Origin of the sequence: Amycolatopsis sp. NPDC051106 (assembly GCF_040682775.1) — a bacterium.
In the GTDB taxonomy this organism is placed as follows: Bacteria; Actinomycetota; Actinomycetes; order Mycobacteriales; family Pseudonocardiaceae; genus Amycolatopsis.
The window spans coordinates 1-13,467 of record NZ_JBFBBQ010000148.1; the positions used below are offsets into that span (position 1 = coordinate 1).

Sequence of the window (13,467 nt, forward strand, 5' to 3'; positions counted from 1 at the left end):
GGCGCCGCCGATGAGTTCTTGGAGCTTGTGGGCGTAGACGGGGTCGGGCTTTTCGGGCTTGGCTTCGAACTGCAGGAGCTTGGTGTGACGGAACAAGGTCGTCTCCCTTCCGGTCCTCGCCGGTTTCCCCCAAACGGCCCCGGCAACCGGAAATCCGTCGTTTGAGTGCTTCTCCACCGGATACCCGGTCGTAAGACCCCGGCAGGAGGTGATTCCGTTGCTCGCCCGGCACAACTCGGTGTGGCTCGTCCCCCGGTACGGCACGACGGTTTCCGTCGTCGGCGTGCTGGACGCGATGACCTATCCGCGGCTGCGCGACAGCCTGCTCGAGTTCGCCGCCGAGTCCGAGCGCGGCCTGCTCGTCGACATCGAGCGCCTCGCCCTGCGCGACCCGGCGCTGGTCAAGGTGTTCTCGCTGGTCGCCCTGCGGGTCCGCGACTGGCCGGCCGTGCCCTTCGCTGTCGTCACCGGCCGGCCCGAGCAGCGCGCGGTGCTGGCCGCGAGCGCGGTCGGCCGGACCGTGCCCGTGTACGCCGAGGCTGCCGCGGCCGAAGCCGCGCTGGAGCGTCCCGCCCGGAAGCAGGCCGGGCGCCTGCTGGTCCGGTCTTCGCGCACCTCGTCGTGCGCCCGCGAGTTCGTCCGGGAGACCTGCGCCGGCTGGCGGGTGCCCGAGCTGGCCGAGGACGCCGAGCTGGTCGCGAACGAGCTCGTCGAAAACGTCCTGCGCCACACGGATTCGCCGCCCCGCCTGCGGATGGAGCTGCGGCGCGGGCGGCTGGCGGTCGAGGTGGCCGACGAAAACCCGTACCCCGCGGTCCTCCGCGAAGGGCTGGACCTGACCGAGACGGGGCTCGGCCTGCGGATGGTCGCCCGGGTCGCGAAGACCTGGGGGAGCACCCGGGGCCGCTCCGGCGGCAAGACCGTGTGGGCCGTGCTGCCCCGGCGCTGAGGTCCGGCGGGCGGTCTTCGTCTACTGTGGACGCCGCGACCGGTAGTCGCGGGCGGTTTCGACGTCGCCCTCGGGAGTGTGGACGAAGTGCCCGACGTGCCGCTTCTTCGCGATCAGCCGGCCGGACAGCACGGCGTCGGTCCGGCGCGGTGACGTGTTGGACGCCCGGCGCCCGCCTTCGACGCGGTTCTTCCAGAGCCCGTCTTCGAAGTAGGTGTGCACATCACCCTCGGCCACGCCGCCACCTCCCGGAGTCCCCGGCCGGGTGCCCGGGGACGGACCGGACAAACGTTCAGCTCAGGCCGAGCACCCGGATGGCGTTGTCCTTGAGGATCAACGGCCGCACCTCCTCCTTGAGGTCGAGGGTGGCGAAGTCGGCGAGCCAGCGGTCCGGGGTGATCACCGGGAAGTCCGAGCCGAACAGCACCTTGCGCTTGAGCAGCGAGTTCGCCGCACGGACCAGCTGCGGCGGGAAGTACTTCGGCGACCAGCCGGACAGGTCGATGTACACGTTCGCCTTGTGCGTCGCGACCGAGATCGCTTCGTCCTGCCACGGCACCGACGGGTGCGCCAAGATGATCGTCAGGCCCGGGAAGTCGGCGGCGACGTCGTCGAGCAGCATCGGGTTCGAATAACGCAGCTTGATGCCGTGCCCACCCGGCAATCCGGCGCCGATCCCGGTCTGCCCGGTGTGGAACAGCGCCGGCACGCCCAGTTCCTGGATGGCCTCGTACAGCGGGTAGTGGCGGACGTCGTTCGGTTCGAACGCCTGCAGGCTGGGGTGGAACTTGAAGCCGCGGACGCCGTGCTCGGCGACCAGCGCCCGCGCGCGGCGCACGGCGGCCTTGCCGGCGTGCGGGTCGACCGAGCCGAACGGGATGAGCACGTCCGGGTGCTCGGCGGCGGCGTCGGCGATCTCCTCGCTCGAGAGCGCGGGGTGCCCGGTGGCGGCCGGCGCTTCGACGGTGAAGACGACGGCGGCCATGTTCCGCGCCCGGTAGTGCTCGGCGATCGCGGTCACCGTCGGTGTGCGGTCCTGATCGGCGCGGAAGTACTTCGCCGACGCGTCCAGGAGCTCCTGGTCGAGGGCGAAGCAGCCGTGACCGTCCTGCTCGACGTGGGTGTGGACGTCGATGGCGGTCAGTGCGGAAAGGTCCACGGGAGCTCCAGGTTCAGGGCAGGTCGGGCTGCGCGGCCTTGGCGGCCAGCAGGCGGTGCAGGACGGCGTCGCGGGCGGCGACGAGGGCGCGGTCGTCGGTGCCGGCCCGTTCGGCGTCGACCCCGGCGACGAGGGTTTCGGCCAGCTCCGGGGTCAGGTGGACCTGGCCGAGGTCGCGCCACCACTCTTCGGTGGGCGGGCCGAGGTGCGCCAGGACGTGCGCGAGGCCGCCCGCGCCACCGGAGAGGTGCTGGTTGAGGAACGGGCCGAGCACGGCCCAGCGCAGCCCGGGCCCGTACGCGATCGCCGTGTCGATGTCGGCGACCGTCGCGACCCCGCGTTCGACCAGTGAATACGCCTCCTGCCACAGCGCGGCCTGCAGCCGGTTCGCGACGTGGCCGGGCAGCTCGCGCGACAACCGGATCGGCCGCTTCCCGACCGAGGTGTAGAACGCCACGGCCCGGTCGACGACCTCGGGCGCGGTCTCGCGGCCGGGCACGACCTCGACGAGCGGGATCAGGTGCGGCGGGTTGAACGGGTGCCCGATGACGACTCGCTCGGGATGGCGCGGGCAGCCTCGGGCGATGACGCTGGGCAGCAGCCCGGAAGAACTGCTCGCCAGGATCACGTCCGGCCGCGCGGCCTCGTCGAGGACGGCGAACAACGCGTGCTTGACGTCCTCGCGCTCAGGACCGTTCTCCTGCACGAAATCCGCCGCCGCGGCCGCCTCGCCCGGATCGGCGGCGAACCGCAGCCGGGCGATCGCCGCGTCGTCCGGCGGCAGGATGGCGGTGACGTCGGCGCGGAGCCGCTCCTCGGCGCCGGGTGCCGGATCGGTGGCGACGACGTCGAGGCCGTGGGCGAGGAAGTGGGCGGCCCAGCTCGCGCCGATGACGCCGGTGCCGACGACCGCGACGGTGCTCATGCGGGCGCCACGAAATGGTCCAGGGCCGTGGGATCGGCCAGGACGTCCCGGCCGACGACGTCCTCGGCGCGGGCGCCGAGCAGGAGTTTCTTCACGGGCAGCTCCAGCTTCTTCCCGGTGCGGTTGCGGGGGATCACCGGGACGGCGGTGATCGTGTCCGGCACGTGCCGCGGGGACAGCGCGCTCTTCAACGCCGTCGTGATCTTCTCGCGCAGCGGTGCGTCCAAGGCGCCGTCCCGGAGAACGACGTAGAGGCGGAGGTCGCCGTTGCCGCCGGCGGGGTCTTCGAGGTGCACGACGAGGGAGTCGTCGACCTCCGGCAGTTCTTCGACGACGGCGTAGAACTCGGCGGTGCCCAGCCGGACGCCGCCGCGGTTGAGGGTCGCGTCGGAGCGCCCGGCGATGACACAGCTCCCCTCGGTGGAGAACCGGATCCAGTCGCCGTGGCGCCAGACACCCGGATAGGTGTCGAAGTACGTCTCGCGGTAGCGCGAACCCGTGTCGCCCCAGAACCCGACCGGCATGGACGGCATCGGCGCGGTGATGACCAGCTCGCCCAGCTCGCCGACGACCTCGGCGCCGTGCTCGTCGAACGCTTTCGCGTCGACCCCCAGGCACGGTCCGGAGATCTCGCCGGCGACCACGGGCTGCAGCGGGCCGCCCTGGACGATGCCGCTGCAGACGTCGGTGCCGCCGCTGCCGACGTTGAGCAGCACTTCCGGGCCGAAGACGTCCCGCACCCAGTGGTAGCCCTCGGCGGGCAGCGGGCTGCCCGCCGCGCCGATCTGCCGGAGCGCGGTCAGGTCGAACGACGCGGCCGGGTCGAGGCCCGCCTTCCGGCACGCCATCAGGAAGCCCGGGCTCGCGCCCATCAGCGTCGCGCGGGTCTCGGCGGCCAGGCGCCACTGCCACGCCAGGTCCGGGTGCAGCGGGTTGCCGTCGACGAGCACGATCGACGCGCCGGTGAGCAGCCCCGAGACGAGCGCGTTCCACATCATCCAGGCGGTGGTGGAGAACCACAGCAGCCGGTCGCCGGGACGCAGGTCCCAGCTCAGGCCGTGGTTCTTCAGGTGCTCCAGGAGGATCCCGCCGTGGCCGTGCACGATCGCCTTCGGCTTGCCGGTGGTGCCGGAGGAGAACAGCACGCACAGCGGGTGCGCGAACGCGACCGGGTCGAACCCGGGTGCGCACGCCTTCGGGGGTTCCGGGTGGCGGAGCCCCCGGCTCGGGCCGAAGGCCCGGATGTCACTGCTTTCGGTGAGCAGGTCGCTCCAGGCGAGCGTGTCCGGGAGGTCGTGATCGCCGTAGGGGACGTGGACGACGTGCTCGACGGTGGGCAGGCCGGCCCGGATCTCGGCGACCTCCGCGCGGCGGTCGACGTCCTTGGCGCCGTAGCGGTAACCGGACACCGTCAGCAGCACCCGCGGCTCGATCTGGCCGAACCGGTCGACCACCGAACGCGCGCCGAACTCGGGCGCGCAGGACGCCCAGACCGCGCCGAGGCTCGCGGCCGCCAGGTAGGCGACCACGGTTTCGGGGATGTTCGGCAGGTACGCCACGACGCGGTCACCGCGCCCGACGCCGAGCCGGGCCAGCCCCGCGCGAGCCCTCGCGACCTGGTCGCGCAGCGCGCCCCACGTCAGCTCCACGCGGTCGCGGGTCTGGGAGTACGCGATGACGGCGACCTCGTCCGCGGGGCCGCCCAGGGCGTGCTCGGCGTAGTTGAGGGTCGCGCCGGGGAACCACTCGGTGCCGGGCATCCGCCGGTCCGGCACGACACCCGAAGCGGGGGAGTGGAAGCGGACGCCGAAGAAGTCCTTGACCGACGACCAGAAGCCGTCGACGTCGGTCACCGACCAGCGGTGGAGCGCGGCGTAGTCGTCGAAGGCGTGCCCGCGCTCGGCCAGCCATCCCAGGAACCGGCCGATCTCGGTGGTCTCGCGGACGTCGGGCGCGACCGGGCGCAGGATCATCGGCCGACCTTCCCGGCGCGCTTGTCCAGGAACGCCCGCATCCGTTCCTTCGCTTCGGCGCTGCCGCCCGCCACGGCGGCCATCAGCGACTCCATGAAGTAGCCCTCGGCCGGGTTGGCCTCGGCGATGCGGGGGAGGGCCTGCAGGACGGCGAAGTTCGTGATCGGGGAGTTCGCCGCGATCTTGCGGGCCAGGCCGAGCGCGTGCTCGAAACCGTCGTCGGCGCGGTAGTGCGACAGCCCGGCGGCGTGCCCTTCGTCGGCGTCGAGGACGCGGCCGGTGAGCATCATGTCGGCCATCCGGTGCACGCCGATCAGCCGCGGCACCCGCACCGACGCGCCGCCGCCGACGAACAGGCCGCGCTGGCCCTCCGGCAGCGCGTAGAAGGCCGAGGGCTCGGCGACGCGGATGTGCGCGGCCGCCGCGAGCTCCAGTCCGCCGCCGACGACCGCGCCCCGGAGCACGGCGACGACCGGGACGCGCCCGCGTTCGATCCGCTCGAAGGCGCGGTGCCACATCATCGAGTGCTCCAGGCCTTCGAACGCGTCGCGCTCGGTGAGCTCGGAAAGGTCGAGCCCGGCGGAGAAGTGCTCGCCCACGGCGTCGAGCACGACGGCCTTGATCCCGCGCGGCGGGGCGCCGAAGAACGTTTCGAGGCCGAGCACGGTGGCGTCGTCGAGGGCGTTGCGCTTTTCTGGGCGCGCCAGCCGCAGGACGGCGACGTCGTCGAGCAGCTCGAGCCGCAGCGAAGGGGGCAGCAGAGGGATCGTCATGCGGGTCCGTTCGGGAAGGATGCGGCGGCTCGCGCGCGGAGCTCGACGCGGCGGATCTTGCCGGTGGCGTTGACCGGCAGGCTTTCGGTGAACTGCACGTGCTTGGGCACCTTGTAGCGGGCGAGGTGCCGTTCGAGGTGGGCGCGGAAGCCGGCTTCGTCGAGCTCGGCGCCGGCGCGGCGGACGACGAAGGCGGCGCCGACCTCGCCCCAGCGTTCGTCGGGCACGCCCACGACGGCGCACGCGTCGACCTCGTCGAGCCGGACCGCGACCGCCTCGATCTCGGCCGGGTAGACGTTCTCGCCACCCGAAATGATCATGTCCTTGACGCGGTCGACGACGTGGGCCCAGCCGTCGTCCTCGACGCGGACGACGTCGCCGGTGCGGAACCAGTCGTCGTCCACGAAGCTCGCCTTCGACTCTTCGGGCCGGTTCCAGTAGCCGCCGAACACGTGCGGGCCGCGCACCAGCAGCTCCGCGGGCGTCTCGCCGAGCGGCTCGGGCGTCAGCTCGGGGCCGAGGCCGGCCACGTCGGTGAAGAAGTGCGGCACGCCCGCGGCGACGGGGTGGTCGAGGGTGCCCTCGTGGGTGGCCATCGAAACGCCCGGCGAGGCTTCGGTCATGCCGTAACCCTGAAGGAGTTTCACCCCGCGGTCGAGCCACGCGCGGGCGACGCGTTCGGCGACCGGCGAGCCGCCGTAGAGCACGCACGTCAGCGAGCTCAGGTCCGTGCGGTCCCAGGACTCGTGGCGGCACAGCATCTCCAGCATGGTGGGGACCGCGGAGAAGCTCGTGATCCCGGCTTCGCCGATCCGGCCGAGGATCACGCCCGGGTCGAACTTCGCCACCGGTTCCACGCTGCCGCCCTTGAACAGCGTCGGCAGCGTGATCTGGCCCAGCCCGACGCAGTGGAACAGCGGCGCGATGCACAGCGCCTTGTCGGTGCCCAGGACGTCGAGGTGGGCGAGCTGGTTGACGGTGTTCCAGGTGAGGTTCCCGTGGGTGAGCACCGCCGCCTTCGGCCGGCCGGTGGTGCCGGAGGTGTAGAGCAGCAGGCACGGGTCGTCGAGCCGCACTTCGGCCGGCGGCGGGTCGCCGGCGGCGGCGATTTCGGTCTCGTAGCCGAGCCCGCCCGCCGGGCACGACGCCGGGTCCGTCGCGACGACGTGCCGGACGGTGTCCGGCAGCGGGCCGGTCAGCAGGGCGTCGGTGTCCGGGCTGTGCACCAGCACCGAGGCGCCGCTGTCTTCCAGCATGTAGCGGATCTCGGTGGGGGAGAGCCGGTAGTTGAGCGGCACGAACAGCGCGCCGAGGCGGGCGGTGGCGAAGAGCGTTTCGAAGACGGTGACGTCGTTGACGCCGAGGTAGGCCACGCGGTCGCCCGGGCGCACGCCGAGCCGGGCGAGCGCGCCGGCCAGCCGTTCGACGCGGTCGGCGAGTCCGGCGTAGGTGCGCGTGCGCCCGGACTGCACGAGCGCGGTGCGGCCGGGGGAGATCCGGGCCCGGCGCGCGGGCCAGCTGCCGAGGCCGAAGTCGGCCGGTCCGTGCGGCGATCGGGTCACGCCGGGTACCTCCGTGCTCGATATCAGGAACCCTGAGACGCTGTCGAGCATGACTGTCACCCGCACGGGCTGTCAAGAGCGCGGGTCCGAGTGCCCGATTTTGGTGCGGACGCCAGGAAGACGCGCTTTTGGCGGACAGTGGGCGACGGGCTTTTCGGCCGTTGGCGGGGTTGCGCCGTTTGGATCAAGTACTAGGCTGCGAGAGTGCGGTCCAGAGCCGGCCGCCCTCCCCCGACTTGCCGGCGTTCGAGCGGGCAGTGGACACCGCTCGGCACGTCATCCGCGACTGAAGGCGTACAGAAGATGTTAGTCGTGCAGCACCCGGCGACCGCGATCCCCATGGCGTCGCCGTCCCCCCTCATCGAACGCAGCCCGTTCGACATCACGGTGATCCGGCCGTACTTCGGCGCGGTCATGGTCCGGATCCGCGGCGCGCTCGACGCGGACAGCGCGGCCGAGCTCGCCTCGGTCCTCAGCACCTGGGCGCACCGCCGGTTCCCGACCCTGGTGCTCGACCTGTCCGAGGTCGACTTCCTGGATTCGGCCGGGCTTTCGGTGCTCGCCGACATCCACGTCCGGACGGTCCGCGAGAGCACCACCCTCCGGATCGTCACCGGCGACAACCGCGTCGTGCGCCGCGCGCTTGCCGGGAGCGGCTTGGACCACGCGCTCAACCTGAGCCCGCTGCCGTCGGGCTGGGAACGGGCGACGGAGATCCCGGGCTAGGTCTTCCCGTACCGCGGTCGGCTGAAGGTGCCCTTCAGCTCGCATGGCCGGCCGGGTGATCTCGATGCCGGGCCCGTGCGGGCGCGAGGCAGCCCTGATAGCCGGACGTTCGCAAACGCTTGCGGGAACGGGTGACCGATTTCGCGCAGGCTGCCGGGGGCCGCGACAAGTCGGTCGCCGAGCCGCGCGGGGGTCGCTTCGGACGCAGTGAATGACTCATTCCTGGCGTCGGACGCCAGGAATGAGTCATTCACTGCGTTGACACCCAGCCGTCGGGGCCCAGTGAGTGCCGTGCACCGGAGGGCGGGTTGACCGCGACTTGCCCGAACGCCGCCGGAGCCGGCTCAGGCGCGGAAGTACGCGCGGAACGTCGTGCCGTGGTCGCCGGTGTGCAGGCGGACCAGATCGGCCAGGTAGTTGACCAGGAGCAGCCCGCGGCCTCGGGGCTGCTCCGGCGTCGCGGGGCGGCGGCCGGCGAGCGGGTCGGCCAGCTTGCCGCGGTCGTGGACCTCGCAGACGAACTCGCCGCCTTCGCTCCACAGCCGGACCGTGCCGGTGCCGGCGCCGTGTTCGACGCAGTTGGACAGCAGTTCCGTGACGACCACCTGGACGTCGGCAACCTGGTCGGCGTCCAGCCCGCCGGCGGCCGCGTGGACGGCGGCCATCGCCCGGGCCGCGGCGAGGTCGGTCGTGTCCGCCAGCTCGGCCACGCGATCCGGCGCCGGCGGCAGCGGCCGGTTGTACCGGGCGAGGACGTCGTCGGGGGCGTACGCGGTGCTCGGGCGGCGGCCGGTGCCGTCGATCAGGACGGGGTGGGTGGCTTCGGCGTCGGCGAGCGCGGCCGGGTCGAGGCGCACGACGTCGTACGGGCACAGGATCGTCACGTCCCGGCCGGTGAACGCCCGGTTGATGAGCGCTTCGTGCTGCACGCACGCCGGGTACTCGACGGCCGAGCGCTCCGCCCAGATCGGTTCGCCGATGATCCGCACCGGACCACCGGCGTGGGTGTCGGCGAAGGCCCGCAGCACGCGCGGGATGATCCGCCCGGGGTTGCGCCCGGCGTCGGTCATGTCCAGCAGGTGGACCCGGCCGGCGTCCGCGCCGAGCTCCCGGCGCAGCAGCTCGAGGTTCCGTCCGGGTACGGCGACGGCGACCGGCTCGCCGGCGGCGAGCCCGCTCCACACGAACGGCACGGTGCCGGCCAGGTACTCGGCGTCGTCACGGTAGAACAAGGCGGGGTGCACGAACGGTTCCGCGGGCGCGCTCAAGTCGTCTCCTCCAAGGCCGAGGACCCCACCAGTATGCGCGAGCGGCGTCACCGCTTCGGGGGAACCCCGCCGGGTGGGCCGCCGTCGGCCCGGCGCAGCCGTTCCTCCTGGATGCCGCGCAGGAACGCCACCGGGTCGTCGCCCATGCGGTCGAGCGCGCGGTGGCGGATCCCGGCCGCGACGACCGCGCTGCCCACCGCCCACGCGGCGACCACGACGACCACCCCGGGCGCCGGCAGGACCCGGCCCAGGAACGCGAGGCACACCGTGGCCGCCAGCGCCGCGATCCGGGCCGGGCCGGCGTACCAGCGCGGGCTCCCGGGCGCCGAGAACACCCGGGTGCCGGCCAGGTACATCGTCAGGCCGACCGTCGTGAACCACACTGCCGCCTGGGGCGGGGACTCGTGCAGCGAGAGGTTCACGCCGGCCGCGACGAGCAGCAGTGCGAAGGCCGGGAAGAGGTGCCCGACGGCGTACAGCGAATACGCGAGCGCGGGGTTGCCGCCGGAGAGGCCGAGCAGGCGCTCGTAGATCCGCGCGGCCGAGGCGAAGTACAGCCACCACAGCGCGCCCGCCATCACCAGGCCGGCGACCAGGGACGCCCAGTAGGCGACGTCGTCGGCCGGGCGTTCCAGCGCCGCGGTGCCGACCGTGATCACCAGCTCGCCGAGCAGCAGGATCATGAACAGCCCGAAGCGCTCGGCGAGGTGCGCGGAGTCGACCGCCAGGTTCGGGTCGCTCGGCGGCTTCAGCAGCATCCGCCACTGGTCCGCCGGTGAGGGCCGCTGCCGGGACTCGCCGCGACGCCGTCCGTGGCGGTCGCCGAGCAGCAGGAACCCCGCCTCCAGCAGCAGCGCGAACGCCCACAGCACCCACGTGTACGGGAAGACCGTCGAAACGCCGAACAGGACCGCGGAAACCACGTAACCCCAGCTGATCCGGCTCTGGTCGAGACCCGGGCGCGCCGGCCAGCGGTGCGCGGCCGCCAGGATCAGGCGGACCCCGGCCATGGCCGCCGCGAACACCGCCGGGTGCCCCTCGAAGACGTGGTGCGCCTGGGTGGCGGCGATCCCGCAGGGGATGGTGCCGGCCAGCACGAACAGCCGGTCGGCGGCGCGGCTGTCGTCGCCGCGGCGGTTGTAGAGCACGGCGAAGCCGATCCACGTCCACCACAGCGTCGCGAACAGGCCGAGCGCGGCGGCGGCCCGCAGCCAGTGCGGGTCCGCGACCATGCCGTGCGCCACCTGGCCCACCGCGAACACGAAGACCAGGTCGAAGTACAGCTCGACCCACCCGACCCGCTTGCCGTGGCCTGCCGTGCTTTCGCCGCCATCGTCCACATCGGTCACGACGGCGATTCTGCCGCCTCCCCGGACCTGCCTCCCACCCGGGCGGCAGGGGAATTAATAACGAACCATTCGAACAATGGCCGACTTCGCCACGAATTGGTCCTCGCGACTTCTGTGGGTAAATTTGCCGCCAGTGTGGCGGAACTCGTTATTTGCCTCGCGCCAGGCCTCGTAGCTGCGCGAACGCACTTGTACGGTGTACAAGCAGCGACCATCGAGGCACAATGCGTGAACTGTCGGAGCGGCCCGGAAGGAATTCATTCCCCGCGTTCCGAAACGCCGGTCCTCAGGGTTGACAAGGATGGCGGGCGTGATGTCTTCTGCTGGTCGGCTCGATCAACGCCAAGTCTTCCCCAGACCCCGGGAGAGCGGCGATCGGCCCTGGGGCCCTCGTCCTGTCCGAGTTCGACGTCAGCCGTCCGCGCGGCTGGGAATCGAGCGATTCCGCCATGCACGAAAGCAGATCCACTCTCCGCCGGGCGGCGGACGCCGCGTGGTGGCCGGCGCACTGGAGCGTGCGCACCAAGATCAGCGTGGTCCTGCTGCTGCCCGTGCTGGTCGCGGTGGCGCTCGCGGAGGTCCGGATCCAGGGCGAGCTCGACCGGGCGACCGCGCTCAGCGCGGCGCGCGACCGGCTGCCGGTGCTGCGGGACACGATCGACCTGACCGCGTCGCTGGGCCAGGAGATGGTCGCGGCGGTGGCGGTCCCGGCGGGGGCGCCGGGCACCCTGACCGCCGCGGTCGACGCGAAGGTGGCCGCCGTTCAGCGCGACACGGGCTTCGCGCCGCTGGCCGCGGACACCGGCCGGGCGCTGAACACCGCGCTGGGCAAGCTCGCCGGAATCCGCGCGGCCGGCGCCGGCGGCGGCGATGTCCGCACGAAGGCCGCCGGCTACAACGACATCATCGCCACCCTCGGCGACCTCGTGCCCGCGTTCGTCCCGGCCGACGCCGGCAGCGCGACGGCCACCGGCGCCGAAACCGCCCGGCTGCTGGTGCACCTGCGGGGCGAGCTGGCCACCGAGGAGACCTACGCGCGGGCGGCGCAGAGCAGCCCGGACGACGCTTCGCTGCGCCCGGCCGTCGTGCAGGCCGCCGCCGAGCAGGAAGTGCTCGGCGAGCAGGCCGAACACCAGCTCTCGGGCGACGCGCTGAACCGGTTCAAGGCGGCGACGAGCTCCGCGGAAGGCCGCCTTGACTCCCTGCAGGATTCCGGCAACGGCGGCGCCGCCGCGCTCGTGTCGTTCCTCCCCTCGATCACCGCCGAGACGGCCGGGGTGACGGCCGTGCTGACCGACGTCGCGGCGAAGCTGTCCGCCGACGTCTCGACCGCGGCCGACCGCGCCCGGTCGGACTCGCTGCGCGACACGGCCCTGGTCCTCGGCGCGCTGCTCGGCGCGCTCGCGATCGCCCTGCTGGTGGTCCGCTCGCTCGTCACGCCGGTGCGCCGGCTGCGCGCGGCCGCCCTGCGCGCGGCGAACGAACAGCTCCCGGAGACCGTCCGGCAGGTCCGCGAGGGCCACGACGTCGACTGGCGCGCGGTGCCCGACTCCGGGATCCGGACCGAGGAGGAGATCGGGCAGCTGGCCCGCGCCTTCGACGACATGCACCGCCAGGCGGTCCGGCTCGCCGTCGAACAGGCCGACCTGCGCAAGCAGGTCAGCGAGATGTTCATGACGCTCTCGCGGCGCAGCCAGTCCCTCGTCGAGCAGCAGCTGTCGATCATCGAAGACCTCGAAGCGGACGAGCAGAACCCGCGCCGGCTCGACGAGCTGTTCCGGATCGACCACATCGCGACCCGGCTGCGCCGCAACGGCGAGAACCTGCACGTCCTGGCGGGTGGCCGGCCGGTCCGGCACGGCCGGGAGCCGGTGCCCACGCGCGACCTGCTGCGCGCCGCGACGTCGGAGGTCAAGGACTACCGGCGGGTGGCGATGGGCAGCGCGCCGCGCAGCTCGGTGCAGCCCGAAGCGGCCGCGGACGTGGTGCACATCCTCGCCGAGCTGCTGGAGAACGCGACGCGGTTCTCCCCACCGGAGCACAAGGTCGCGCTGACGGCCGACCGCGGCGCCGACGGCGGACTGCTCATCGAGGTCGTCGACCAGGGCCTCGGGATGACCCCGGCAGAGTTCGCGTCGGTGAACGACCGGCTCGCGGCGGCGGGGACCGTCGGCCCGGAAACGACCCGCCGGATGGGGTTGTTCGTGGTCGGCCGGCTCGCCGCGCTGCACGGGGTGACCGTGCGGCTGCGCCCGACCGGGACGGGGGCGCGGCACGCCGGGGTGACGGCGAGCGTCCACGTGCCGGGCGCGCTGGTGATCGCCGACCTGGCCCGCCCGATCGGGGCCGGCCGGCTCGCGACGGCCGGCGCCGGGGTGAACGGCCGCAACGGCCACTCCCGGCCGCCGGTGGTGCCGGCGCAGGCGTCGACGCCGATCTTCGAGCAGGTCGTGACGAGCTGGTTCGTCGAGCCGGTCGCGAAGCCGCTGTCGAGGCGGGACGCGCCCGCCGAACCGGTGGAGTGGCCGGCCGCGGCGGACGGTACCGCGGTGGAGTGGCCGCCGGCGGTGCCGAACGGCCGGGCCATCAGGCCCGGGGCCCCGGCGGATCCGGATCGGGCCGTGCCGGCCGACCCGGCCGGCACGTCCGCCGCCGATCGCGCCGGCCGGAACGGAACCACCGGCGCCCACCGGGTGCCGTCGGCCGAGCCGGCTGACGCTGCCGCTGTCCCGGCCGATCGCGCTGGGCGCGACGGGACCACCGCCGCGCACCGGGCGGCGGCG

General features: G+C 73.1%; 12 protein-coding genes. 3 read left to right on the forward strand and 9 right to left on the reverse strand.

Annotated elements, in window-relative coordinates; genetic code table 11:
* A partial coding sequence (locus AB0M83_RS46510; RefSeq protein ID WP_364528568.1) for a manganese catalase family protein occupies window positions 1–96 on the reverse strand: 96 nt, incomplete at its 3' end.
* A gap of 112 nt (window positions 97–208) precedes the next feature.
* On the opposite strand from AB0M83_RS46510, the gene AB0M83_RS46515 reads away from it, so the two are divergent.
* A complete protein-coding gene (locus AB0M83_RS46515; RefSeq protein ID WP_364528536.1) occupies window positions 209–949 on the forward strand; it encodes an ATP-binding protein in 741 nt (246 codons plus the stop codon).
* A 21-nt stretch (window positions 950–970) separates the two neighbouring features.
* On the opposite strand, the gene AB0M83_RS46520 is transcribed toward AB0M83_RS46515, so the two are convergent.
* The 6 genes from AB0M83_RS46520 to AB0M83_RS46545 are packed head-to-tail and all read right to left on the reverse strand — an operon-like array spanning window position 971 to window position 7,341.
* Complete coding sequence (locus AB0M83_RS46520) at window positions 971–1,186, reverse strand: DUF2188 domain-containing protein (RefSeq protein WP_364528539.1); 216 nt, start codon at window positions 1,184–1,186, stop codon at window positions 971–973.
* Between the two features lie 55 nt (window positions 1,187–1,241).
* A complete protein-coding gene (gene couO / locus AB0M83_RS46525; RefSeq protein WP_364528541.1) occupies window positions 1,242–2,108 on the reverse strand; it encodes a 4-hydroxyphenyl-beta-ketoacyl-CoA hydrolase in 867 nt (288 codons plus the stop codon).
* 13 nt (window positions 2,109–2,121) lie between these two features.
* A complete protein-coding gene (locus AB0M83_RS46530; RefSeq protein ID WP_364528544.1) occupies window positions 2,122–3,033 on the reverse strand; it encodes a 3-hydroxyacyl-CoA dehydrogenase NAD-binding domain-containing protein in 912 nt (303 codons plus the stop codon).
* On the reverse strand, window positions 3,030–5,006 hold the full coding sequence (locus tag AB0M83_RS46535; protein ID WP_364528547.1) for an acetoacetate--CoA ligase: 1,977 nt from the start codon (window positions 5,004–5,006) through the stop codon (window positions 3,030–3,032). Before AB0M83_RS46535 ends, AB0M83_RS46530 begins: the two co-directional genes overlap by 4 nt.
* Window positions 5,003–5,779: a crotonase/enoyl-CoA hydratase family protein gene (locus AB0M83_RS46540; RefSeq protein WP_364528550.1), complete on the reverse strand. Its 777-nt coding sequence runs from the start codon at window positions 5,777–5,779 to the stop codon at window positions 5,003–5,005. Before AB0M83_RS46540 ends, AB0M83_RS46535 begins: the two co-directional genes overlap by 4 nt.
* Entirely contained in the window at window positions 5,776–7,341 is a 1,566-nt protein-coding gene (locus AB0M83_RS46545) for a long-chain fatty acid--CoA ligase (RefSeq protein ID WP_364528553.1), read from the reverse strand. Before AB0M83_RS46545 ends, AB0M83_RS46540 begins: the two co-directional genes overlap by 4 nt.
* A gap of 303 nt (window positions 7,342–7,644) precedes the next feature.
* Between AB0M83_RS46545 and AB0M83_RS46550 the strand changes: the two genes are divergently transcribed.
* Window positions 7,645–8,067, forward strand: a complete 423-nt coding sequence (locus tag AB0M83_RS46550) for an STAS domain-containing protein (RefSeq protein ID WP_364528556.1) — start codon at window positions 7,645–7,647, stop codon at window positions 8,065–8,067.
* Between the two features lie 344 nt (window positions 8,068–8,411).
* On the opposite strand, the gene AB0M83_RS46555 is transcribed toward AB0M83_RS46550, so the two are convergent.
* Window positions 8,412–9,335 carry an anti-sigma factor RsbA family regulatory protein gene (locus AB0M83_RS46555; RefSeq protein ID WP_364528559.1) on the reverse strand — a complete coding sequence of 308 codons (924 nt, stop codon included), beginning with the start codon at window positions 9,333–9,335 and terminating at the stop codon, window positions 8,412–8,414.
* Between the two features lie 47 nt (window positions 9,336–9,382).
* Window positions 9,383–10,684, reverse strand: coding sequence for a low temperature requirement protein A (locus AB0M83_RS46560; protein WP_364528562.1), 1,302 nt, complete (start codon window positions 10,682–10,684; stop codon window positions 9,383–9,385).
* 449 nt (window positions 10,685–11,133) lie between these two features.
* Between AB0M83_RS46560 and AB0M83_RS46565 the strand changes: the two genes are divergently transcribed.
* Window positions 11,134–13,467, forward strand: a 2,334-nt coding sequence (locus AB0M83_RS46565) for an ATP-binding protein (RefSeq protein ID WP_364528565.1), incomplete at its 3' end; no start/stop codon positions are given.